This is a genomic window from Streptomyces sp. NPDC104309, assembly GCF_055584025.1.
The window spans coordinates 24,488-48,456 of record NZ_JBVJMV010000007.1; the positions used below are offsets into that span (position 1 = coordinate 24,488).

The 23,969-nt window shown below is 69.2% G+C and carries 21 protein-coding genes and 1 pseudogene; 5 read left to right on the forward strand and 17 right to left on the reverse strand.

The annotated features are described in order from the left end of the window. The first annotated feature begins 231 nt into the window (after positions 1–231). Positions 232–1,578 carry a diaminopimelate decarboxylase gene (locus ACZ68L_RS12315; protein ID WP_469576881.1) on the forward strand — a complete coding sequence of 449 codons (1,347 nt, stop codon included), beginning with the start codon at positions 232–234 and terminating at the stop codon, positions 1,576–1,578. Between the two features lie 83 nt (positions 1,579–1,661). Here ACZ68L_RS12315 and ACZ68L_RS12320 read toward each other — a convergent pair whose 3' ends face one another. The 13 genes from ACZ68L_RS12320 to ACZ68L_RS12380 form a co-directional block, all read right to left on the reverse strand. Next, positions 1,662–2,483, reverse strand: a complete 822-nt coding sequence (locus ACZ68L_RS12320; protein WP_469576466.1) for a discoidin domain-containing protein — start codon at positions 2,481–2,483, stop codon at positions 1,662–1,664. A 398-nt stretch (positions 2,484–2,881) separates the two neighbouring features. Further along, positions 2,882–3,415, reverse strand: a complete 534-nt coding sequence (locus ACZ68L_RS12325) for a phage tail protein (protein ID WP_469576467.1) — start codon at positions 3,413–3,415, stop codon at positions 2,882–2,884. A gap of 5 nt (positions 3,416–3,420) precedes the next feature. Continuing rightward, entirely contained in the window at positions 3,421–5,379 is a 1,959-nt protein-coding gene (locus ACZ68L_RS12330; RefSeq protein WP_469576469.1) for a putative baseplate assembly protein, read from the reverse strand. Next, the gene (locus ACZ68L_RS12335) at positions 5,376–5,789 is read right to left on the reverse strand and encodes a GPW/gp25 family protein (protein WP_469576471.1); all 414 of its coding nucleotides are present in this window, start codon (positions 5,787–5,789) and stop codon (positions 5,376–5,378) included. Before ACZ68L_RS12335 ends, ACZ68L_RS12330 begins: the two co-directional genes overlap by 4 nt. Before the next feature lie 6 nt (positions 5,790–5,795). Continuing rightward, on the reverse strand, positions 5,796–6,089 hold the full coding sequence (locus ACZ68L_RS12340; RefSeq protein ID WP_469576473.1) for a PAAR domain-containing protein: 294 nt from the start codon (positions 6,087–6,089) through the stop codon (positions 5,796–5,798). Between the two features lie 193 nt (positions 6,090–6,282). Beyond that, positions 6,283–8,286, reverse strand: coding sequence for a VgrG-related protein (locus tag ACZ68L_RS12345; RefSeq protein ID WP_469576474.1), 2,004 nt, complete (start codon positions 8,284–8,286; stop codon positions 6,283–6,285). Next, entirely contained in the window at positions 8,286–9,092 is an 807-nt protein-coding gene (locus tag ACZ68L_RS12350; protein ID WP_469576476.1) for a CIS tube protein, read from the reverse strand. The genes ACZ68L_RS12345 and ACZ68L_RS12350 overlap by 1 nt, the downstream gene beginning before the upstream one ends. Before the next feature lie 5 nt (positions 9,093–9,097). Beyond that, positions 9,098–9,535: a phage tail protein gene (locus tag ACZ68L_RS12355; RefSeq protein ID WP_351081658.1), complete on the reverse strand. Its 438-nt coding sequence runs from the start codon at positions 9,533–9,535 to the stop codon at positions 9,098–9,100. Between the two features lie 41 nt (positions 9,536–9,576). Then, positions 9,577–11,514: a hypothetical protein gene (locus tag ACZ68L_RS12360; RefSeq protein ID WP_469576478.1), complete on the reverse strand. Its 1,938-nt coding sequence runs from the start codon at positions 11,512–11,514 to the stop codon at positions 9,577–9,579. A 27-nt stretch (positions 11,515–11,541) separates the two neighbouring features. Continuing rightward, positions 11,542–11,685: a DUF6760 family protein gene (locus ACZ68L_RS12365; RefSeq protein WP_093896703.1), complete on the reverse strand. Its 144-nt coding sequence runs from the start codon at positions 11,683–11,685 to the stop codon at positions 11,542–11,544. Then, positions 11,682–12,161: a hypothetical protein gene (locus tag ACZ68L_RS12370; RefSeq protein WP_469576480.1), complete on the reverse strand. Its 480-nt coding sequence runs from the start codon at positions 12,159–12,161 to the stop codon at positions 11,682–11,684. The genes ACZ68L_RS12365 and ACZ68L_RS12370 overlap by 4 nt, the downstream gene beginning before the upstream one ends. Next, positions 12,161–12,604: a phage tail protein gene (locus ACZ68L_RS12375; protein WP_072488539.1), complete on the reverse strand. Its 444-nt coding sequence runs from the start codon at positions 12,602–12,604 to the stop codon at positions 12,161–12,163. The genes ACZ68L_RS12370 and ACZ68L_RS12375 overlap by 1 nt, the downstream gene beginning before the upstream one ends. Before the next feature lie 169 nt (positions 12,605–12,773). Then, on the reverse strand, positions 12,774–14,324 hold the full coding sequence (locus tag ACZ68L_RS12380; RefSeq protein ID WP_469576482.1) for a phage tail sheath family protein: 1,551 nt from the start codon (positions 14,322–14,324) through the stop codon (positions 12,774–12,776). A 263-nt stretch (positions 14,325–14,587) separates the two neighbouring features. Between ACZ68L_RS12380 and ACZ68L_RS12385 the strand changes: the two genes are divergently transcribed. Further along, positions 14,588–18,541 (forward strand): phage tail protein, encoded by a 3,954-nt coding sequence (locus ACZ68L_RS12385; RefSeq protein ID WP_469576483.1) that lies wholly within the window; start codon positions 14,588–14,590, stop codon positions 18,539–18,541. 32 nt (positions 18,542–18,573) lie between these two features. Next, positions 18,574–19,152, forward strand: coding sequence for a hypothetical protein (locus tag ACZ68L_RS12390; protein ID WP_469576485.1), 579 nt, complete (start codon positions 18,574–18,576; stop codon positions 19,150–19,152). Between the two features lie 287 nt (positions 19,153–19,439). On the opposite strand, the gene ACZ68L_RS12395 is transcribed toward ACZ68L_RS12390, so the two are convergent. Continuing rightward, entirely contained in the window at positions 19,440–19,682 is a 243-nt protein-coding gene (locus ACZ68L_RS12395) for a DUF397 domain-containing protein (RefSeq protein ID WP_469576486.1), read from the reverse strand. Beyond that, positions 19,679–20,548: a helix-turn-helix domain-containing protein gene (locus ACZ68L_RS12400; RefSeq protein ID WP_469576487.1), complete on the reverse strand. Its 870-nt coding sequence runs from the start codon at positions 20,546–20,548 to the stop codon at positions 19,679–19,681. The genes ACZ68L_RS12395 and ACZ68L_RS12400 overlap by 4 nt, the downstream gene beginning before the upstream one ends. Before the next feature lie 184 nt (positions 20,549–20,732). On the opposite strand from ACZ68L_RS12400, the gene ACZ68L_RS12405 reads away from it, so the two are divergent. Both ACZ68L_RS12405 and ACZ68L_RS12410 read left to right on the forward strand, forming a co-directional pair. Continuing rightward, positions 20,733–21,074, forward strand: a complete 342-nt coding sequence (locus tag ACZ68L_RS12405; protein WP_469576489.1) for a hypothetical protein — start codon at positions 20,733–20,735, stop codon at positions 21,072–21,074. A gap of 384 nt (positions 21,075–21,458) precedes the next feature. Continuing rightward, positions 21,459–21,905: a hypothetical protein gene (locus tag ACZ68L_RS12410; protein WP_469576491.1), complete on the forward strand. Its 447-nt coding sequence runs from the start codon at positions 21,459–21,461 to the stop codon at positions 21,903–21,905. Here the strand turns inward: ACZ68L_RS12410 and ACZ68L_RS12415 are convergent. After that, a pseudogene (locus tag ACZ68L_RS12415) lies at positions 21,876–23,134 on the reverse strand (cytochrome P450). The gene ACZ68L_RS12410 and the pseudogene ACZ68L_RS12415 sit on opposite strands and share 30 nt — an antisense overlap. Next, entirely contained in the window at positions 23,131–23,928 is a 798-nt protein-coding gene (locus ACZ68L_RS12420) for an alpha/beta fold hydrolase (protein WP_469576492.1), read from the reverse strand. The pseudogene ACZ68L_RS12415 and the gene ACZ68L_RS12420 overlap by 4 nt, the downstream one beginning before the upstream one ends. Positions 23,929–23,969: the final 41 nt, after the last annotated feature.

Consider the following 23,969-nt stretch of genomic DNA (forward strand, 5'->3'; position numbering starts at 1 on the left):
GTCGACCGTTGAGCCGATCACGCGGCTGATCGTCGAGCCGGATCATTCGGCTGATCGTTCGGCTGTCCGGTGTCACAAAGAAATCGGGCAGGTGTCGTCGTGTCGGTCGAAGACGTGCCTCCCCCCGCGCGCCGAAGCTGTCCTTACGGCCGACAGCCGTGCACCCCGCACAGGCGAACGGCCGCCCGGCCGTCCGGCCGACGTGACAGATGGAGGGTTGTTGTGGTTCCCATGACTTCCGGCTCGGCAGCCCGACGGCGCGGCACCCGGCGGACGGCGGCGCTGACGCGTGCCGTCGAGGACGGGCTGATCGGTCCGTCCTCGCCCGTGGTCGGCCTCCTCGACGTGGACGGTGTGCTCGCCGCCGTCGACGCCCTGAACGAGGCGTTCCGGGGGCCCGCCCCGGTACGGCACACGTTCGCGGCCAAGGCGTGCGGCCTGGTGCCCGTGCTGCGGCTGCTCGCCGAGGCGGGCATGGGCTGCGAGGTGGCCTCGCCCGGTGAACTGGAGCAGGCGCTGGCGGCCGGGTTCACCTACGACCGGCTGGTCTTCGACAGCCCCGCGAAGACGGTCGGGGAGCTGGAGTTCGCCCTCACCCACGGCATCGCGTTCAACCTGGACAACTTCCAGGAGATGGCCCGCGTCGACCGTCTGCTGGCCGGGCGGTCCGCCGCCGGACCGATCGGGCTGCGGGTCAACCCCCAGGTGGGGGCGGGTGCCATCGGCGCGATGAGCACCGCGACCGCGACCTCGAAGTTCGGCGTCGCGCTGCGCGATCCGGGGGCCGTCGACGCGGTGATCGACGCCTTCGCGAGCCGGCCGTGGCTCAACCGGCTGCACGCGCACGTCGGTTCCCAGGGCTGCCCGCTGCCGCTCATCGCCCAGGGCATCCGCGCCGCGTACGAACTGGCCGAGCGCATCAACGCGCGGCTGGGCCACCCCCGGATCACCGGGATCGACATCGGCGGCGGGCTGTCCGTCAACTTCGACGGCGAGGACGACCGGCCGACGTACGCCGACTACGTCGCCGAACTCCGTGACGCCGTCCCCGGCCTCTTCGACGGGCGCTACACCCTGATCACGGAGTTCGGCCGCTCCCTGCTGGCCAAGAGCGGAACGATCGCGACGGTCGTCGAGTACACCAAGTCGGCCGGCGGGCGGCGGATCGCGGTCACGCACGCGGGTGCCCAGGTGGCCACCCGTACGGTCTTCATGCCCGATGCCTGGCCGCTGCGCGTCGGGGTGTTCGACGCCTCGGGCCGCCCCAAGGAGGGCCCGACCGAGACCGTCGACATCGCGGGCCCGTGCTGCTTCGCCGGGGACCTGACGGCGACCGGGCGCGAGCTCCCGGTCGTCGAGCCCGGCGACGTGGTGGCGCTCCACGACACCGGCGCGTACTACTTCTCGTCGCACTTCTCGTACAACTCGCTGCCCCGGCCCGCCGTGTACGGCTACCGGACGGGAGCGGACGGGCGGGTGAGCTTCGCGCTCGTCCGCGAGGCGCAGAGCGTGCGCGAGGTCGTCGAGGAGAGCGGCCTCGCACAGGCGGACGCGCTGGTGGCCCTGCGCGCGACCTGAACCCGGCTCCCGGGGCGCCCCGCGGATCCGGCTCGGCGGGACGGCGTGGCCGCACAAGGGCGGCTCCGCCGGCTGAGGCCCCCTCAGGTTCTTCGGCCGAAGAACTCGACTTCCGCGACGGCCAGTCGGCGGCCGGGGCCCGCCCCGTAGGTGGTGTCCGTCGTGAGACGGGCCCGGACGATCTCCGAGCCGCGCAGATCGAAGGTCTGCTGACCGGGCTGGTCCTTGACCCTGATCTCCTTGCTGACCCGGCTTCCGTCCGCCGAGGTGAGCAGGACGGTGACCCTGGCCGGGCGGGCCTGGGTGAGGAACTCGTCCATCTTGGCCGACGTACCGGAGAAGACGACGAGCTTCAGCACCCGTACGGGCTGCTCGAAATCACACTCCAGGTACTGGCCCACCCCGGTGTCGGGACCTGCGGCCGCGGGCGCCCAGTAATGGTTGGTGAAGCCGTCGAACGCGGCCCCGGCCGGGTGGCCCGGAGCCCTGCTGGAGGCCCGGAACCGGGTCGGCGGCACCGCCTCCGGCGTCCCGGTCTCGTCCTTGGCGAAGCCGAACCAGCCGGACACGTGCGGAAGCGCGAACCACACACCGCACGCCACCACGATCAGCACGATCGGAAGCGCCAGACCGGGGCGGCGCCACAGCCGACGCCGCGGCCGGGTACCGGCGGTGGGCGCCTGACGCGACCGGCGCCGGAGGATCCGGCGCCACCAGGCAGGGCGGACCCCGGGCGGCGGGCCCGGGTCCAGAAGCAGTGCGCAACGGACGCACAGGGTGCGGTCCGGGGCGTTCTCCGTACGGCAGTTGGGGCAGCGGACCGGGGCGACGGGGGGCGGACCCGGCGGTGCGTACGTGGGGCCCGGCGGTACGTCGGGCAGCGCCTCGGGCCCCGGCACCGACACGTCCGGCTCGTCACCGGGGCGACGTGGGGCGGCCGCTGCGGCAGCGACGGGGGGCACGGGGTGCGGCGGGGGCTCGGGATGGGGTTGGGGTGACGGAGGAAGCTGGGGCTGAGGCGACGGCTGGGGCTGGGCTGACGGCTGGGGCTCGGATTGGGGTTGAGGTTGGAGGGAGGGTTGGGGCTGAGGCGACGGCTGGGGCTCGGGCGGCGACTGTGGCGCCGGAGCCGGTGCCAGGGCCGGAGCCGGGGCCGGAGCCGGAGCCGGGGCCGGAGCCGGAGCCGAGGCCGGGGCCGGGACAGCCGAGGAGCCGCCACCGGGCCCCTCCCACTCCAGGAACGCCCGGCACGAACCACAGAACTGCGTCCCCGGCGCATTGCTCTGCCCGCACGCCTCACAGATCACGAGACCTCCAGGTCGAAGCCCACATGTGCCGGAATCTCCGTACGGATCAGCTCCTCCAGCCGCACCCGGTCGACCTGGTACGGCTGCGAGGCCCGGACCCGGACCGTCACCCACGGCCGGGGGCCGCCCGGGAACTGCGTGTGCGGTGTCGACGACCACGCCGTGCCGCCGCTCTCGACGATGTCCGGCTCGATCCCGGTCTCCAGGAACACCGCCTCCGAGAGGCCGCGCCGGGTGCCGCGCCTGCTGTGCCGTTCGACCGCGCCGCGCACCGCCGCGCGCCGCTGCTCGACCGGGTGGTCCTCGTGCGGCTCGACCGCCACCCACCGGGCCAGCCAGGCCAGGAAGTCCTCCGGCGCGCTGCGCGGGTCGAGGTGGGCGGGCAGATTGTCGATGGAGAGCAGGACCGGGGCGAGTACGTCGTCGAGCGCGGCGAGGAACCGTCGGAGGAAGTCCTGTTCCAGGTAGACCGCCGGGAGTTGTTCGATCAGCGGGTGCGGGGTCGGCAGGCCGGTCACGGCTGTACGCATGGCGGTCAGGCCTCCCGTACCCGGAGCTGGTGCTCATAGCTGAAGACCAGTGCGTGCCGGTCCAGCGCGATCTTGGCGGTGGGTTCGCCGCGCTCTCCGGTCACGGGGTCCGCGGGAAAGAGGCGTACGTCCTCCACCAGGTCCACGCCCGGCACCTGTTGCAGTACGGCGAACGCCTCGCCCGACTGGACCGGCCGCCCGAACGGCCAGCCCTCCCCGCCCGGTCCGCCGCTCAGCGGGTTGAAGTAGCCGTACAGGGCCGCCAGCGCCTCCTCCCGTACCCGTTCCGGCACGACGCCCCTGCGGGCCTGCACCGAGGCGACCACCGTCACCCCCTGGTAGAAGGGCGGTTCGACCACCAACCGGGCGCCGATCGGGCGCCGTTCGTCCAGATGGCCCGCGATCAGGGCCAGCGTGTGCTGCGGCGGGACGAGCTCGTTGAACTGGATCCGGCCCTGCTCGTCGCTACGCCCGGCCGGTACGACGAGCAGCCGCACCCCGCCCGCCTCCACGTCCGAGTCCCCGCCGGCCGGGATGCACTGCACCCGGGACGCGTCGGGGGCCACCTCACGGGCCAGCAGTTCGTAGTCGTGCGGGACGACGGCCCGGTGCAGCGTCCGCAGCGTCATCGGCCCGCGCACCCGCGCGCTGTCCACCGTCTCTCCGTCGACTCCGCCGAGCGCGGGCCGCCGGTTCTCCACCCGGGCCACGTACGGGATGGCGCTGCGCAGCACCCGGAGCGTGGAGCGGGCGACATTGCCGCGCAGACCACCGCCGGTACGGTACGCGCGCACGCGGACGGTGGCGCCCTTCGGCGGTACCGCGCCGTAGTAGCGGATGGACCCGTCCCTCTCCCGTACCGCCGGGCCGAATTCGACCCGCCCCGAGTTGGGGTCGAGCGTGATGTGCCGGTCGTCGGGTCCGGAGTGCGCGAAGTCGTCCACGCGGGTCCACTCCGCGCCCTGCGGGCCGCCGGCCGGGTCCGCGACCTCGACGACGAAGTCGCCGGGGACGACGGGTGGGCGGCTCACCGTGAAGGTCTGTCCGGGTACGCCCTCGGCCGGGCCGAGCACCTCGTCCGTCACGGTCTCGGCGTGCACGGCCCCGACGGTCGCGCCGATCGTGAACGCCGTGATCCGGCGCACCACCGGAGGCGCCATGTACGTGGGCTGCCCGGGTTCGGCCGCCACCAGTCGGCAGCGCAGCCAGCCGCCGGTCCGGCGCACGACGACGGCCGGAGTGTGCCCCTGCGGCAGGTGCAGGATCAGTTCCCCGGACCGGTTGAATCCGCCGGTGTCGTCCTTCTCGACCTCGCAGACCGTCCAGGCGCTGCCGTCCCAGGCCTCCCAGAGCAGCGGCGGCCTCAACGGGTCCACGCCGACGCCCTCGACCGCGCAGTCCAGCCGCAGCACGACGACCCCCGCCGGAACGGCCGCCGACAGCCCCACATAGAGCGCGTCGCCGGGCGTGGGCGCGGTGTCGAAGCAGGGGACGGCCCGGCCCAGTGCGAGTTCCTCGGTCCGGTCGACGGCGTCGCCGGACGTCGGCCAGGTCGCGAGGTGGGCGAACTCGCACGGGACGACGGACAGTTCACGGGCCGTCGTGAACACGACCGCTTCCTCCGTCTCCGTACGGACGGTCGCCACCTCCGTACCGGCCCTCACCCGCACCGGTTCGGGCTGCGGTGCGGAGAGCCGGAACGTCACATCGGTGTGGGCGGCCGTGGGCGGGTGGAGCCGGACCCCGATCAGGTCGAGGAAGGTCAGATAGCTCTTCTCCGGAACCCGGTTCACGCGGTAGACGAGCTGGTCGACCATGGTCGCGAAGGCCTCGATGAGGGTCACGCCGGGGTCGGACACATTGTGGTCGGTCCACTCGGGGCAGCGCTGCTGGACGAGCCGTTTCGCCTCGTCGACCAGGCCCTGGAAACGGCGGTCGTCCAGATGCGGACTGGGCAGCGTCACGCGCCGTCCACCTCCTCGTGCTGCGGAATCACATAGAACGGAAAGACCAGGTTCCGGGGGTCGTTGGCGCCCCGGACGGTGTAGCCGATGTCGATGTACAGGACCCCGTTGTCCACCTCGTCGAAGCGGACGACGACCTCGGTGACGTCGATCCGGGGCTCCCACCGGTCCAGCGCCAGACGTACCTCGTACGCCAGCTGTCCGGCCGTGCCCGCGTCCGCCGGGGCGAACACGTAGTCATTGATCGCGCAGCCGAACTCCGGCCGCATCGGCCGCTCGCCCGGTGACGTCGCGAGGATCAGCCGGATCGACTCCTCCAGCTCGTACTCGCCGTGCACCAGGGCTATGGAGCCGGTGGCGTCCGTACGCGGCGGAAAGGCCCAGCCCGCGCCGATGAACTGCTGCCCCATGGACGCTCAGCCTCCGATCAGCACCGTCGGGCATCCGGACACGATGGGCGAGCCGCAGGCGGCGAGGTCCCCGACGCGTGCGGCGGGCTGCCCGCCGATCAGCACCGTGGCGCTGCCGGGCGGCGCGAGCGCGGACGGCGGATGCACCGCGGGCGGCGGCGAGGCGCACAGGTGCGGGGTGCCGACCGTGGCGGCGGGGAGGCCGCCGATGAGCACGGACGGGACGCCGGGCGGCCCGACCGTGCCGGGGTGTCCGGTGGGGTCGCCGACCCGTGCGGCTGCCGCCGCGGCTGCTGACATGGAAGTCCGGTCCTCTCGTTCGCGTCGCTCAGTTCATTCGGATCGCTCGGATCGATCGGTCTGCGGGTCTCTCGCGCCGGTGGGTCTCCCGGGCCGGTGGGTCTCCCGGGCCGGTGGGTCGCTCGGGTCGGTGGGTCGCTCAATTCATCCGGATCGCTCGGGTCGCGGCGGATCGCGCCGTGCCTCCGCGGCGTCAATTGATCTTCACCAGAGGTGCGTTGACGGCCAGGGAGCCGCCGCTCTTGATGTCCGTCCGCTGTGTTCCGTCGACCGCGACCCGGGCACCCCGGACATCCACCGTGCCTCCGGTGGAGAGCTTGACCTCGCCGTTCCCGCCATCGACGCGCACTCCGCTGCGGGACGTCAACGTGACGCTGTCACCGCTCAGTTCGAGGGTTCCCTGACCGCCGTCCAGCGCGACCCCGCGCGCCGCCTTGATGGACACCTGTTGCTTGGCCTCGATGTTCACGCTGCCGTCGCTGTTGATCACGATCACGGTGCCCCTGCGGTCGAGGTCGATCTTCAGCTTTCCGTCACCGGTGAGCAGACGTACGCCCTGTGGTCCGTCCGCGCCGTCCAGGAGTTCCAGCTGGTTTCCGCTCTTGGAGGCGACCGAACGGCGGTTGACGGCCCCGCTGGTCGGATCCACCAGCGGCGCACCGCCGGCGGAGCCGGGGGCGGAGCCGGAAGCGGCCGGGGGGCCGGTCGCCGCGTCGGCCACCGCACCGGCCGCCACCGCCGCCCCACCGCCGCTCGGTCCTCCGCCCACACCTCCGCCACCGCCACCGCTGCCCCGCGACGGCCGGTCCTTCCCGTTGTACAGACCGGCGAGGACGTACGGACGGTCCAGATGCCCGTGCTCGAATCCCACCAGCACCTCGTCCCCCACCTCGGGGATGAACGCCTCGCCGCCGCTCGTCCCGCCCGACTGCGCCGTACGCGCCCAGTCGCTCGCGTACTCGTCCGACAGCCAGGGAAACCGCACCTTGACCCGGCCCGACCCCTCGGGGTCCTGGGTGTCCGTGACCGTCCCGTTGACCAGGCCCGCACACCGCGCCCCGCCGCCGGCCCCCGCTCCGGCCCCGCCGGAACCCGGCCCTCCGCCGGTCAGCCCGAACAGCGAACGCTCCTGCTGCCCGGAGACCGTGAGCCAGGTCTCGTATCCGCGCACCGGGTCGAAGACGTGCCGTGAGGACGTGACCGTGTACCGCCCCTCGAAGGGGGCACCCACCGCGTTGAGCGCCACCGCGCTGCCCGCCCGCACCTCCGGATTCCCCCGGATCAGCGCCTCCAGCTCCGCGAACGATCCGGCGATGCGCTCCGCCAGGGCCTTCGCCGCCTGGTCCACCTGCGCCTGCGCCCCGTACGCCGCGTCCGTGACCACGAAACGCGCCTCGCCGAACGGCGCGGACACCTCGGCCGCGCTCACCCCCAGATCCAGCGTCGCCGACTTCCCCGCGGGCGCCCGCCCCACGAGCGGCTGCTTGGTCGTGACGTCCCAGCCGCGCACCTCGACCTCGGAGACCTGCTCCGCGGAGGACACCCCGGCCCGGCAGCGCAGCAGATTGCTGCCCATCTCCAGGACCAGCGGGTCGCGGTCGGCGCGCGCCGAGCCGTCGGGGGCTCCGCTCGCCTCCGCGGGCCTGGTGATGTGCAGCTGCCCGTCGAGCACATACGCCTGGGCGCCCGCCTCCTCCGCGAGACCGCGCACGAACTCCCAGTCGGTGACGTTGGGCTGGGCGATGTGTTCGAGTACCGGCCCGGCCACGTCCACCGTTCCCGGCTTCAGCCCGGCGCGCTGGGCCACCTGGGCGCAGATGTCGGCGAGCGTCATGTTCTGGTAGCTGGCCACCCGGCGCCCCCGGAACAGCCGGTGCGACTCGTCGAGCCCGCGTACGACGGTGAATGTCCCGGTCTCGTCGAGCTCCACCTCCAGGGCGGTGACCACCCCTTTCAGCAACGGCTTCGGTGCCGTGTCACCGCCCGCGCGGGCCAGCAGCCGGGCCTCGCTGCCGATCTTCAGCCCGGTCTGCTCCAGCAGCACCCGGTCGGGGTCGCGGAAGCGCAGCAGAAACAGGTCGGGGAGCGTGCGGCTGTCGTCGACGTACCCCTCGACCAGTGTGTTCACGAACCTGGGCGGCAGCGGCCGGCCGCCGAACTCCACCACCAGCGCCGACGCGACGCCCGGCTGCGCCATCAGAACCGCCCCCTGTCCCGGATCTCTTCGAGCCGGTTCAGCTCGTCCAGCGCGGGAAGGAGCAGTTGCCGTCCGGGGGCCAGCCGCATCGGGTCGTCGATCCCGTTCGCCTCCGCGATCACCCGCCAGGCGGCCGGATCGCCGTACTCCCGCTGGGCGAGCGACGGCAGCGAGTCCCCGGCGTCCAGCCGGTGGACCCGTCGGGCCGCGAGGGCGCCCGAGGTCGGATTCTGCCCCGGAGTGTCCCCGCTGATCTCCTCCATGGTCACCTGACACACGGCCCGGATCGGCACACCCGACGTAGTGAACAGGGTGTACTTCGCCTGCACTTGGCTCACATAACCGGGGAACCCGGTCAGCCCGCCCCAGTGGAAGACCACCCACGGCGGCGACGAACGCTGCTGCTGACGGGTCTCGTTCGTCGGCACACAGCACGCGAAGAGCTGCTCGACCGAGGTCACCACGCGGGTGTCCTGGGTGTCGCTGGCGTCGAAAAACATCTCCACGGTGAGCTTGCTGGGCTGCGACCCCTGGTACTCCGGCGGACCCGAACTCTTGGCACCCTTGGCCGGACTCCGCTTCCAGGAGGCGGCCTTGGTGAGGCTCAGCTCCTTGGGGTTGAACTGGAAGTCGATCCGTCCGCACGGGCCACCGGGTGTGAGACCGCCCCCGGTCGGCGGCGTCCGCAGTTCCAGATAGGCGTGCTCCAGCTTGGGCCGGGCCGAACCCCCCTTGCCCGCCTTCGCCGCCGCAGCGGCCCCGGACGTACCGGCGGCACTGAACGCGATGGGACCCGCACCACTCACGACGGTCAGCCCTCCATCACATAGCCGTGATGGGCGATCTCGATCGTCTCCATCGCGACCTTGGGCGATTCCGGGGTGAAGGACGGGCCGGTCCACCGGACGGGCACGACCTCCAGCAGCCCCCACTGGGCCACCTTCCGCCCGTCCCCGGTCCGCGCCTCGATGTGCGCCGTCTTGCGGCTGAAGCCGGTCGTCATGGTCGCGAACCAGCGGGCGACCTTCTCGGTCTCCTTGGTCAGCGGCCTGGACAGCTTCACGTTCGAGTACTTCAGCCGGGTCGGCAGCTGCCACAGATGCCCGTTGTTGCCGCCCTCCTCCCGTGTTTCGAGCACCACTTCACAGCCCAGCCCGTCACATGTGTTGAACGACCCGAGCTCGATGTCGTCGATCGTGACGACGAAGCAGACGCTGACGGCGGGATCCTCGTCCTGGGCGGTGGCCATGGCGCGTACCTCTCACTTCCCTGTGTTGTCGCTGCCGTTCGTCAGTGCCGGGTGTTGATGAGAAATCCCGCTCGTTCGCGTTCCAGCCGCAGGTCCGCCTTGAAGAGCCGGCTGAGCGGTGTGTACAGGGCGCGTACCAGCTCGTCGGTGACGACGGGCGCCCCGCCGGGGGCTCCGGCGGGGGCGGAGGCGGCAGCGCCCGGTGCGGTGTGTCCCCCGGCCTCGGTCCCGGATTCCGCTTCCGGTCCGGGGTCCGGACCTGGCTCCGGACCGGGTTCCTCGGGCGGCTCCGGGGGCGGTGGTTCCGAGGTCTCCGTCTCGCGCTGGACCACGGGTGGTGTGTACGGCGGGGGAGGCGGGCCGAACACGACGCTGCCGTCGGCCATCCGCTGAGCCACCCCGGCCGCCACGGCGACGGACCCGGCCGTGACGAAGGAGGGGGCAGCGGGCGCCGAGGCTGCCGAGGAGGCGGTACGACCACCGGAACCCGGCAACGAACGGGGCACCGGCGGCCCACCCGCTGCCTGACGCTGGAGGGCGGAGGGCGGCGCGGGAAGCACACCCGACGCCACCGGAGGCGTGACGTTACGTTGCAGAGCTGCCGGTACGGCGGCTGTCGCCGATACGGCCGGCACCCCCGTCCCGGCGGACGTCCAGCGCAGTGGGACGGCAACGGACGGGGAGGCGGGTCCGGGCCCGGCCGACGGAGCCTCTCCAGCGGCACCGGTGACCGAACGCTGTACGGCGGCTGCCCCACCCGCCCCACCGCCCTCCCCGGAGCCGCCGGAGCCGCCGGAGTAGCCGGAGTAGCCGGAGTAGCCGGAGTAGAGCGTGAACGGCCGGTCGGCGAGCAGCGGCGCGATCGGCCCGGTGGCCGGGGCCGGTGACACGGGCATCTGCAGGGGCGCGACGCGCGTACGCTGCACCGCCGCACCGGATGGGGGCGCGGGCTCCGAAGGGGCGGGGATCAGGGGGTCGTCGCCGAGCAAGGGGGCGGTGGGCGCGTCCGGGCCGGATGTCGGCTCCGGGGCCACGGGCGCCACCGAGGCATCAAAGACCTCAGGGACCTCACCCACCCCGCCGCTCTCCCCGCTCCATCCGAACGGAGCCGCCCCGACCGCCGCCCCCGTCCCGGTCGTATCCGGACCCATCGACCCTGTCCCTGTCGCATCCGGACCCGTCGTGTCCGGACCCGTCGGGTCCGGCCTTGTCGGGTCCGGCCTTGTCTCCGGGACGGCGGCGGCCCGGCGTTGCGCCGTGGGCGGCAAGGCGGACATGGGCGCGCCGAGACCGGGCACCCGCCGGGGCCGATCCGGAACCGGCGGCGTCACCGCACGCTGAACGGGAGGATGCGCAGAAGCCGTCAGGGGCGCGGATGCGGCCGATTGCGTGACGAAGGGCTGTTCACCCACCAGTTGGCGCACCGGCAGCTCCGCCACGGCGGCCGACTCCCCGGCCGATGTCATCGCCGGCACACCGCCATAGTCGGCGCGCTGCACAGGAACGGAACCGGCACCAGCACCGGCACCGGCACCGGACACGAACGCGGACGCGGGTACGGACACGGACGCGGGTACGGACACGGACGCCGGCCTGCCCCGAACCGGAAGCTCCGCTGCCCGCTGCACCGCCCGCTCCCCGGACCGCTCCACCGACGAGGGCCGTTCCACCGGCGCCGGGGTGGTGATCCCGTGCACGAGCCCCGTGGGCGCATCCGGGCTGACCAGATGTCCGAGGGGCGTACCGAGTGCGGTGTCCTGCCGGGTGGTGAGCGACTCCTGGAAGCCGGAGGGATCGATGACCAGGCCCTGTCCCTCCAACGTTCGCTGGATGGGCGGCAGTTCTCCCAGATCGACGCGCTCACGCGGAGGCGACGCCGGAACGGGGCCCTCCGTGCCGAGCTCCGTGCCGTGCTGAGTGCCGTGCTCGGCACCCGTAGCCGTACGCCCACCACCGCGCAACCAGGACATCAGGCCCATGGATTCTCCCGCCCCCTGCCCTCTTCGCTACTGCCCGTTGAGGCGAGCGATCTGTGCGACGAACCTCAGACGTTCCGGGTGCTCCAGGTCCAGCAGCTCATCGAGCGGCCAGTGGAAGTGGTAGGCGAGGTACGCGACCTCCTCGTAGAGCAGGTCGGCCGCGTACGTCACGATTCCCCCAGGCGGCCACCGGCGAGATCCACCGCGAACTCCTCCTGGCAGGACGGACAGGTGACGGCCGCGCGGGTATGGCCCTCGGCGTTGATCCGCCGGTAGAAGTCCTGCAGAAACGCCAGGTCGGAGGCGAAGAGGTCCTCGATGATGCCGGGGTGGATGTCGTCGATCGTGCCGATCCGGGTGACGACCCTGGCGATGAGGACGACCGACAGGTACGCGGCGTTCTCGCGCACCCGGTCGTCCCGCAACGGCACGAGTTCGTCGCGCGCGGTGGCGAGCCGCATGACTCCGGTACGGTGCACCGCGCCCGCCTCGTCGACGTACCCGCGAGGCAGCTCGAAGGTGAACTCGGTACGCAGGGTGTCCCGTTGCCCGGACCGCCCGCCCCCACCGGCCGGCGACCGTCCGTCCGGTGCGTCGAGGACCGCGGCCGGGGCCGGAGGCGGCGGGGCCTGTGCCGTACGCCGCATCAGTCGAGTTCCATGCTCTCGTAGGTGATCGCGAGCTTCTCCGTCAGGACCGAGGTGTCGCCGGCCTTGAGGGTGCCGATCTCCAGCGACTTCGGCCAGGCGTTGATGAGCTTGTAGCGCTTGATGGCGATGCCCTCGTGGTCGTACACGATCACCGCACCGTTGCGGCGGGCCGCGGTCATCCGGCCGAACCGGGAATCCTTGATCCACCGTTCGAAGCTGTTGTCCTCGGTGAGGCCCCGGGTCACGGTCACCTCGCCCGCCTTCGGCCGGCCCGGAAGCTTCTTGATGGCGTAGCGGCCGTCGGCGGTGTTCTGCTTCAGCTCGATGACGTCCTGCTCCATCTTCAGACCACTGACCTCGGTGATCTGCTTGATGACGACGCTGTCGAATTCGAGGCCGAAGGAGGCCCCGACGGTGCTGTCGAGATCGGGAAGTGGCACAACAGGCTCCTTTACCGCTCTTGCCGCTTGGATGGCCTCAGGACGTCCGCACTGCTCGGCCCGGCTCCCGCCGGTCGTTCCGGCCGGTCGTTCCGGTCAGTCGTTCCCACCGGTCGTTCCCGCCGGTCGTTCCCGCCGGTTCCCGCCGGTCATTCGTCGTCTCCGTCGGTCATTCGTCCACACCGCCGGTGCCCCCGGTCAGCTGGGAGAGCCGGAAGACGACGAACTCGGCCGGCCGGACCGGTGCCACCCCGATCTCGCAGATGACCTGACCTGCGTCGATGCTCTCGGGCGGGTTGGTCTCGCGGTCGCACTTGACGTAGAACGCCTCTTCCGGAGTGAGCCCGAACAGCGCGCCCTTGCGCCACTCGTTGACCAGGAACGCCGAGACCGTGCGCCGGATGCGGGCCCACAGGGCGTCGTCGTTGGGCTCGAAGACCACCCACTGCGTACCCGCCAGGATCGACTCCTCCAGGTAGTTGAAGAGCCGCCGGACGTTCAGATAGCGCCAGGCCGGGTCCGATGCCAGCGTGCGCGCGCCCCAGACCCGGATGCCGCGTCCGGGGAAGGAGCGGATGCAGTTCAGCCCGATCGGGTTGAGCAGATCGTGCTCGCCCTTGGTCAGCTGGGTCTGCAGGGCGACCGCTCCCCGTACGACCTCGTTGGCCGGGGCCTTGTGCACACCGCGCGACTCGTCGTTGCGGGCCCAGACCCCGGCGATGTGGCCGCTCGGCGGGACCAGCCGCGCGCGGCCCGACGAGGGGTCGGCGACGCGGATCCAGGGGTAGTAGAGCGTGGCGTACTTCGAGTCGAAGTTGGCGCGGTCGGTGCGCCAGGCGCGGATCTGCTGCGGGCTGAGACCCGGTGGCGGGTCGAGTACGGCGACGCGGTCGCCCATCAGCTCGCAGTGGCTGATCAGCCCCTGCTGCACGGTGATGACCGACTCCAGGTCCAGCAGCCCGCGTTCGTACGCGCTCATCAGGTCCGGCACGGCGATCGTGGTGACCTCCTCGACGGCTTCCAGCCCGCCCAGCCCGGTCCGGCGGTCGGGATCGCCGACGTACACCTGGGGGGTCAGCGCCCCGGCACCGGGTGACGCGGGCGCCGCCGGGGCCAGGGTCACGGACTGCGGCTCGGGCTTGGCGGGTGCGGCGCCGCGCCCGGACTCCCGTATCTCGATGAGCTCCGACGTGGCGTTGACCCGGGTGGCGACGTTCTCCTTGCTGCGTTTGGTCGTGACGCCCGGGTACGTCTCCGCGACCTGCCCGTCCCGCTTCACGACCAGCTGGAAGGCGTCGGAGGGCGGATCGTCTCCCTCCGCATCGGTCACCTCGACGGTGATCTCACCGGCCGCACCGGGTCGGGGTTTCACCGCGTACGGCCCCAGCTGCGTCTCCGAACCGGCGGGCAGCTGCCCGGCCGGCCCGTCGTTCCCGTCCTCGGCCGGGGGCTCCGTACCGTCGCTGATGCGCACCACGTAACAGACACCGCCGCCGTTGGAGAAGAAGCCGTAGACGGCGGCGGCGAGGTACGTACCGTCGACGAAGTCACCGAACGTGCCGGCGAACTGGCTCCAGTTCGTGATCAGCGTCGGCTCGTCGAACGGGCCCTTCTGCGCGAAGCCGACGAAGGCGGCGACCGAGGTGCCCACCCCTTCGATCGGCCGGGATCCGGACTCGATCTCTTCGACGTAGACGCCCGGGGACAGGTACGACGGCATGTGAGTCTCTCCTTGGCCGGGGAACGCCCGCAATTCTCGCGACAGCCCCGATCACCGGGAACGGACGCACGGCCGCCCGCCCGTGCACCGGCCGCTGCCCGATCAGGCAACGCGCACGCGCTGTACGGCCCAGCGTGCGCTGCCCCCGGCCGCGTCCCCGCGCGCTGCGTACGCGATCCACCGCCCCCGCACCCTGGGACGGCGGTCGGGCCTGGTGGCGCCGAGTGCCGACTGTCCGGGGACGTGGTGGGCCGGGAGGGCGGATGAAGGAGCTTCCGGAGAGGGATCCCGCCTCCGTGTCCGGCCGTGGAGGTGTCCCCCGGCTCGATGACGTGACGCTCACGCCCGACGTGTCACGTGCGCAGACGTCCCCGTCCCACCGCTCCGTCGACAGCCGCCCGCCCGGGGACCGCCCCGCCCCCGACCCCCGCAGCCTGCAGCGTCTGCAACGCGCGGCGGGCAACGGCGCGGTCTCCCGTCTGGTGGCCCAGCGCTACACCGCCCCCGTGAAACCGTCCCCCGCCCAGGCCCCCGGCTTCCGCAGGGTCAAGGCCGACGTCGCGACGAAACGGACCAGGATCGCCGTCCACGCCCCTGCCGCCACCGAGTCGAAGTCGGCGCAGGACGCGGCGGTCGCGCCTCCTGACGACAAGGAGGCCCAGGGCAAGGCGGCGAACGCGGAGAAGATGAACGCGGCCAAGCCGGGCGAGTTCAACAAGCAGGCGTTCATCGACGCGGTGAACAAGGCGATCGACGCGCAGGCCCCCAAGAACCTCGACCAGGCCGACAAGTTCTCCAAGTCCGGCAAGGCCGACAAGATCAAGAACGAGGTCGACGGCAAGGTCACCGACGGCAAGGAGTCCTCCGCCAAGGACATCGACACGGCGACGAAGGCCCCGCCGGACACCTCGGCGGCCAAGGACAAACCCGTCACGCCCCTCTCCCCCGACCAGCCTCCGCCCAACCCCGGCGCCCCGTCCGCGACCGACGCGATCCCCCCGAAGCAGCCGGCCTCGGTCACGGACTTCTCCGAGGGCCCGGCCGAGAACGACAAGGCCATGGCGGACGCCGAGGTCACCGAGGACCAGCTCGCCAAGGGCAACGAGCCCGAGTTCGACCAGGCCCTGTCCGCGAAGAAGACGGCCGAGGCCGACTCCGCGAAGGCCCCTGCCAAGGGCAGGGCGGCCGAGGACCAGCAACTGACCACCGCGAAGGCCGGCGCGGCGGCGTCCGGAGCCCAGGCCATGACCACCCTGACCGCGACCCGCACCGCGGCCGGGAAGCAGGTCGACGGCGGCAAGGGCGAGACGAAGTCGAAGGACGAGAAGAAGCGCGCCGAGGTCACGGCGAAGCTGCAGAAGGTCTACGACGGCACGAAGAAGGACGTCGAGACCACCCTCTCCGACCTGGACAAGAAGGTCGACACGGCGTTCACGGCGAGTGAGAAGGCGGCCAGGGACGCGTTCACCGCGGACCACAAACGCCGCATGAAGAAGTACAAGGACAAGCGCTACTCAGGCATGCTCGGCCCGGCGAAATGGGCCAAGGACAAGCTCATGGGCATGCCGAAGGAGGCCAACGACCTCTTCCAGGAAGCCCGCAAGCTCTACGTGGCGAAGATGCAGACGGTCATCTCGTCGGTGGCCGACATCATCGGCGCCGAGCTCGGCAGGGCCAAGGCCCGCATCGCCAAGGGCCGCGCGGAGCTGAAGGCCGAGGTCGACAAACTCCCCGCCGACCTGCGTCAGTTCGGCGAGGAAGCCGCGAAGGACTTCGCCGGGAAGTTCGACGACCTCGAAGCCACGGTCAACGAGAAGTCCGAACAGCTGGTGCAGGACCTGGCCACGAAGTACACGGCAGCCCTGAACAAGATCGACGAGGAGATCAAGAAACTCCAGGAGGCCAACAAGGGTCTGGTCCAGAAGGCGAAGGACGCGATCGTCGGCGCCCTCAAGACGATCAACGAACTCAAGAACCTCCTGCTCGGCATCCTCGCCAAGGCCGCCTCGGCCATCATGAAGATCATCAAGGACCCGATCGGCTTTCTGGGCAATCTCGTACGAGCCGTCGGCGCGGGCCTCAACCTCTTCATCACCAACGTCGCCGAACACCTCAAGACAGGTGTCGTCTCCTGGCTCCTGGGCACCGCGGTCAAGGCCGGCCTCGAACTCCCGCAGAAGTTCGACCTCAAGGGCATCATCCAGCTCATTGCCTCCCTCCTGGGCCTGACCTGGGCCAACATCCGCGCCCGCATCACCCGCAAGGGCATCCCCGACCAGGCCATGTCCGCCGTCGAACAATCCGTCCCCGTCGCCCAGACCCTCGCCCGCGAGGGCCCCGCCGGCGCGGTCAAGGAAATCGAGGCCGAGGCGGGCGACCTCAAGGCCACCATCCTCGAAAAACTCACCAGCTACCTGATCCCCACCGTCATCATCGCGGGCATCACCTGGATCATCTCCCTCCTCAACCCCGCCTCCGCGTTCGTCCGCGCGGTCAAGGGAATCATCGACATCGTCACGTTCATCGTGAACCAGGGCGCCCAGATAGTGGAGTTCGTCAACGCCGTCCTGGATGCCGTCGTCGCCATCGCCAACGGCGGCGCAGCAGGCGTCCCCAAGATGGTGGAGGCCGCCCTGGCGGCAAGCGTCCCATTGCTGATCGGCTTCCTGGCCTCCCTGCTGGGCATCGGCGGCCTGGCCAACAAGGTCAAATCCGTCTTCCACGCGGTCGCCCGCCCGGTCAACCGAGCCATCGACAAGATCGTCGACTTCATCGCCAAGAAGGGGAAGGCACTCTGGGCGAAGAAGAAAAAGAACGATTCCCCTTCCCTCAGGAAAAAGCAAGACAATCAACAGAAAGGGGATAGCTCCAAGCCGAAACAGAAATCCTTACTACACAAGCTCAACAATATCACATCCCGCCTCTCTCCAAAAATACAGGCCGCTACCCGACAGGGCGCATCACGCGACGCCTTCCTGGCCGCCCTAACCCAGTGGAGGAACCAGTACGGACTCTCACGCCTTGAGCTGCAGAGTAATGGACACATCAGAGCAACGATAAACCCTTCTGCCTATTTACCTTCCCTAAAGCTGAGCAAAATAGAACCCAGGGAACTAGGAAATCGACTGATAGGGATACTGGAAGAGGCAGAGCGCCGGTACTGGAATTTCCTCCTGACCACTCCGCGGGGTCAGGCAATCCGTCAGGCAGTCATCGACTACCGAAACGCTCGGCCTCTTTGCCTACAGCCATTGAGTTCGTTCGAGCGATCCATGATCTTACGCACGGTCCCAGCTCCCTCAAATACCGAAACGCAAGACGGTCGCCCATACCTCAGGAACCTGCAAGTCACCAACGAAATGGAGATGGTAGCACTCAATGCAATGTTTAGCGCATGGCAGCCAAGTAGCTACTATTCGAACAATTTAACGCGGGCCAGTGAGCAAATAGACCCCCTGACGCGCGTCAGAGGAACATCGCGATCCCACTCCCCGGCCCCGTACGAAGAAACGGACAGACGTGTCCCCGGGGAGGAGTCGGGCCAGGGAACGACTCGCCATGCCCTTGGTCGGGTTTCATTTCCAGGCAATTTTCACACGTACACATCCATGACCGAAGAGCTACGCAGAAGGGCAACAGCGGCGGGCCTATCGGAGTCGGCCGCCGCGGAGCTGATAGCCACTCCGGTCGGCCCTTCGCACCAGGCCGCCCCTCCCGCCGCCGTCGGCTCACCCATGGCGGACTTCGAAGAACTAGCCGGTCCGGCACGCGGACTGAGTACTGAATTCGAAACGGCTCGCGCCGGGGGCATGCACGCCACCATCTCCGTGCGGGCCGACATCCTGAGAAACTCGGGAAATGCCAGCTTGAGCGACACATTGCACCCCTCGGGCCAATACGGACCCATGACGCCACAAACCGTGGCAAGCATTCGCTCCACCCCCACTTCTAGAAGAGCCGAGGATAAGAAGCTTGCCCGCATTGGCGCGATTTTCCATGCGCTCTATCGGCAAGCAGAGACCTTCATAGCCCAGAACAGCATCGTCGCACCTATCAATCAGAGGGATTACGGACCAATAATTCGATCAATTCAGCAGATTGTAGAGTTGGAGACGGACCCGTCTACAGCCCCTGGCGACCGCGAGCGGGCCGAGGCCAGACTGGTCGAGAAATTAACTGAGCTTCTAGCCTTGCACGATGGACATATTTACCGTTAGAGTTCACCCAAAAGCGGATCACGAGGAGATTCATGCGACTTCTGCCGAAGAAGAGGATTGAACCCGACGAATTCGCTCTTATCTGCGAGACGCATAACTGGATATTTCACGAGCGGATGGAAAACCCGGACAGCGGAGAGGCCCAATACTCCTGGCTGGCCCAGAACGCAACCGTTCGCATCACTTACGTATACGACCCGCTTCTCAACTTGAGCTACATCGTAACTTCTGATTCCGGATACGCGGAAGAGCCGGGCGCGGTGCGCGACGTGAATGAAGAATTGCGACTAGCCGTCCAAGAATTGTCTGCACATGAAGCACTCAACCTTTTCGATCAGTGCGAGACGGACGCCGCCTGCCAGGTGAAAATCTTGCATTTGATTGCAGCAAGTGCGCCGGAAGAGTACAACGAATCGTTCTTTCAAAGATTTACTGACGTATTTCGGATCGAACAGGTGGACGTACGCAGCATGGCTTTGATTGCCACTCTCTATATGCCATGGCCACAAATTCTCCCGGTGATCGAATCGTTGAGGGAATCGGACTCTTCGGTCGACGTCAGGAATCTGGCACAATCCATCTTTCGCGATCACCCGATGAATGCCCATTAATATTTTCGCTGAAAATATAGGTAACGTCACATCACCCCAGCAACGCAAGATAGGGCCCGAACTCCGAAGCCAGCGTCAGCCGGCCCAGCTTCTGGTACTCCCGTTGAATCGCATGGACTGCGCCGTCTGAGCCGTGCTGCGGGCCGCGCCGGTGACCCCTGTTCCGGGGTCAGGACAATTCCGCCGCTGCTCCTCATTGAGCACTCCACACCAACAGTCTCGAAACCGTACTCTTCCCGCCCAGAGCCCTTCGGTTCGCTTCGTACCTCGGGCGCGCTGGTTGTCCATTACCGGACAACACCGAAGTCGTCGAACTCCCCTGCCTTAGCCCCTCTGATCCAGGCATCCATCTCAGTCCGGGTGAAGAAGACCACGCCCGCTTCAGGGTGATTGCTGTTGCGGACAGCTATGCGGCCGTCTTCCAGCGGCGCGGCCTCCACACAGGCGCCCTGGTCGCCGCTGAAGCTGGACTTCCGCCATGATGCCCCCGTCAACTCATCAGGCAGGACGGGCGGTTCGGGCTTCTTCATGTGTACTCCTCCGCGATGTCTCGCACCATCTTGATCGACGCATCTGGACTCAAGGCAAGCGCTACCAGGTGCTCGAAGGCCACATTATGTGCATCGATTTCCTGGGCCCCTTCGAGGTACAGGGCCCCGGCCCGATGCTCCACGTACGCGATGCCCGGATCCGCCGGCCAGGGAAACCCGAGGATCTGGAACGGACCTGCGGCCATGCCAGGGTGCGCACCGTGCGAGTACGGGAGGACCTGCACCGTGATTTTTGGGTGCTGGGCCATCTCGGCCACGTGCATGAGCTGGTCCCTCATGAGCGTCGAGCTGCCGACCACTCTGCGCAGCACCGCTTCGTTGACGACAGTCCACAGACGTAGCGGATCAGTGTTCCGGCTGAGCACCGTCTGTCGGGTCATGCGCAGGTTGATGTGTCGTTCCACATCCTCGTCGGCCCGTTCGGCAGTGCCGCGACGTGCAATGGCGTCGGCGTACGTCCGAGTCTGGAGCAGCCCCGGGACTGCTTCGCTCTCGTACGCACGGATCTGTGAGGCTCCCTGCTCCAGCCCGACGAACAGCGAGAACCAACTCGGCATCGAGTCCCCGTCGAGCTTCTCCCACCAGCCCTTCTGGCGAGCGTTCTTGGCCGCGTCGAGGTAGTCCTCCCAGTGTTCCTGCGGAACGTTGTAGAGAGGCAACAGCACTTCGTCCAAGTCGCGTACCACAACAGGGCGTTCTGCCGTCTCGTAGTAGGACACCTTCGCCACGGTGCACCGCAGCGCCTTGGCCACCTCTCGTTGGTCCAGACCCGCTTGCCTTCTCAGCCGACCCAGTTCAAAGGCCAGCCATCGCCGCCACACCGTGGGGCTGGATGTCTCAGTCACTTCGCTCTCCCTGCCATCGCCCCGCCGCGGCGTTGAGACCCGCGCCCGGTTGAAGTACCTGCTTGCCCTATGACGAGGCACATCCGCAAGGACGTGCTCAAGCATCACCTGTTTGAGCGACTAGCCTCCTGTTGAATCCAAATTTAGTATCAACATTAGGAGTTGCCCACCAGAGAGGCACATCGTGAACGCAGCATCGCAACAACCCACTGGACCTCACGGCGGTGAGGCTCGATCAGCCGAGTTCGCGCAGTTCGAAACGGACAAGTTCCAAGCTCTGCTGGAGGATCTGGTCAGGGAGTCGGCCCCACGCGTGTTCGCCGTCATCCAGGAGCTCGGTGAACGAGAGGACGGCTGGGTGGCTGCTTGGGGAATGGCCTTCGAGGATCGGGCAGAGCTACTGGGTGTCCACAGCAATGCGCGGATGAGCCTGCGTTCGCCGGAGAACGCACTCCGCTACTTCAACGCCGAACCCGACGCCCGACCCCGTTTGGTCTGGGTACGAGACTGCCCAGGAGCCGAGTAGGGGTGGTACGGCTTGACAGGTGTCGGTCATGCGGTGCCCTCGGCCGGCACCCCTCTTGCTGGACCGCGAAGAACATACAGGGGTGTCGGCCCGGAACGCGGCGCGGCGGGCGCACCAGCCCGACACCGTTGAACGCGCGGGCCACATAGCTACACCGGTCATCGAAACAGGCTGGCGCCAAGCTTCGATGCCGTACCCGTCGATCACCGAAGGCCCGGCGAGAGTGCGCCGCTTCCCACGCAGGCTTCGCAGGTGATCAACAAACGTGCTTCCCGCTCAACCGTCACGGTCGCGCTATTACTGGGAGGTGTTGCAGGGTGCACCGAGGGGCACCGCCCTTCCGGTGCAGTCTCAGAGTCCTCCGTGGCTGCCCCCGGAAGTACGATGGCGGAAAGCTCGCCTTCAGCTGTGCAGCCGGCAGCCACCGCCCCCGATGCTGCGCAGCAGTTCGCTCAGGCTCTCGCGCAAGGCGAAGCGGAGCTGGCCTGTGGACTAGCCGATGCTCAGCTTCGTGCCTTGGCTCCAGGAAGTCCCTGTGCTGCGGCATTCGCCGAGCTCGCCGTGGACGATCGATACGTCTTTACCCAAGCCGCCTGCATCGACTCGTCGACTAACTACAAGGTTGATGGTGATCCTCAGGACGCTGCGGATTCCGTCCGTGTCGATATTGACTGTGCGGAGGACTACACCTGGCTCCGCGTCAACCGCATCGGCACCGTATGGCGAGTCGTTGACATCAACACTTCGCGATCGCCAGGCGGTTCAGCGGGGTACTCGTGGACCGAAAGACTCGAACTGTCGTCATGCATCAACCACCCGCACCGGCAGTGACTTCATCCCATTGATGAAGTTCGACACCAGGCGGCGAGGCGGCGCCGCGATCTGGACTCCCCCGGCGGGAAGCACGCGGCACGTCTCCTCGTACAGCACCCGCAGCTGCAAGCGCGCGAAGTGCGCTCCCAGGCAGACGTGGGGGCCGTCGCCGAAGGAGACGTGAGGGTTCGGGGAGCGGGCGAGGTCCAGGGTGAACGGGGCGGGGAAGACGCGTTCGTCGTGGTTGGCCGAGGCGTGGAAGACGACCACCTTGTCGCCGGTGCGGATGCGGGTGCCCGCCAACACCGTGTTCTGGGTGGCCGTGCGGCGGAAGGTGAGGACCGGGGGGTGGCGGCGGAGCAGTTCGTCGACGGCGGTGGTGAGCGCCACCTCGCCGTCGCGCAGGCGGCGGTACGCGTCGGGGTGTTCGGCCAAGAGGTGCAGGCCGCCGGGGCCCGCGCTGCGTACCGTGTCGTTGCCCGCCACCACCAGCAGGAAGAAGAACATCTCCAGCTCTGGCTCGATGAGTTCGGGATCCGTGGCCAGGGCCGTCATCACGTCGTCGGCCGGGTGCCGACGCTTGTGGGCCGCCAGTGCGTGCGCGTAGTCGAACATGTCACGCAGCGCTGCCGGGGACCTCGGGTTGACCGGTTTGCCGTCCGGGCCCAGGACCGGTGTGCCGGCCTCGTCGGGATCCTGGTAGCCGATGACGCGTCGGGTCCAGTGGAGCAGGAGGCCGCGGTCGGTGTCCGGTACGCCCAGCAGGTGTCGTCGGTGACCTGGGCGACGAGGTCGCAGGTGCCGTCGCCGGCCCGTGCCTCGGCCACCGCCCGGGTGAACAGGGAACGGGCGCGGTCACGCACGACCGTCTCGAAGCGGTCCACGCGCTTCGGTGTGAACGCGCGGCTGACGAGCACGCGCAGTCGCCGGTGGTGCGGTGGGTCCTGGTTGAGCATCATGCGGCGGATGAACGGCAGGTCGGCGGGGTCCGGATCACGGATCTGGGTGGCGCCCAGGTACGAGGAGTACGTCGAGGAGTCCTTCAGGACCCGTACCGCGTCCTCGTGCCGGGTGACCGCCCAGAAGCCGGGGCCTGCCGGCCAGCCGAGCACCTCCGGCTCCTCCTGCCACGCCACGGGGTGGTGGTCGCGCAGGTGGCGGTAGCGGTCGTGGGGGATGCCCCGGCCGTACAGCCTCGGATCGAACACGTCCGGTACGGGCATTTCGGCGGGGGCGGGGTCGCTCATGCCTCCGCGCCCTCGCCGTCCTCCGCGTCCGCCCGCAGGAAGTCCTCCATCACACGGATCAGGTCGAGCGGAGCCTCGTCCATCGCGTAGTGGCCGCACGAGGGCAACTCCACCAGTTCGGCCCGCGGGAACCAGCGCATCCACGTGGAGTGCTGCACCTCGGCCGACAGCGCCGGGTCCAGCGCGCCCACAACGGTCAGGGCCGGCACAGGCGAACCGTCGATCCGTTCGTGGAAGTCCTCACCGGCCCAGGAGTCCAGCCAGGCACGGAACGCCTTCGCGTCGCTCCGTTCGAGCGAGCGGCGCACCATGCGGTCAAGCCAGGCCGCCGGGCGTCGGCCTCCGGTGGTGATGTCGAGGATCGTCCGACGGTTCTGCGGTGTGTGCGCCGCGCCGGAGAAGAGTTCCCACTGGTCGGGCGGGAAGGGCAGGCCGGACGCGGGGACGGGCGACACTCCGACGATTCTGCGTACCCGCTGCGGCGCGACGGCCAGCGTTCGCTGAGCGACGGAGCCGCCCATCGAGTGGCCGATCAGCGAGAACCGCTCCCAGCCGAGCCGGTCGGCCAGCGCGAGCACGTCCGCGGCGCCCTCGGCGGTCGTGTACGTACCGTCTGCGTCCCTGGCCTCGCCGTATCCCCGTAGATCCACCACGGCGTACTGGAACGAACCGAGGTCGAGATCCGGCAGCACCGGGTCGTACGCGGAACGGTCGGCGAACCAGCCGTGCACCGCGATCACCTTGTGCGGTCCGTCGCCGTGCAGTCCGTGGGGCAGAACAGGCAATGCGGTCACGCTGACTCCCGTCACCGTACGGAGCGGCCCGGTGGTCACCG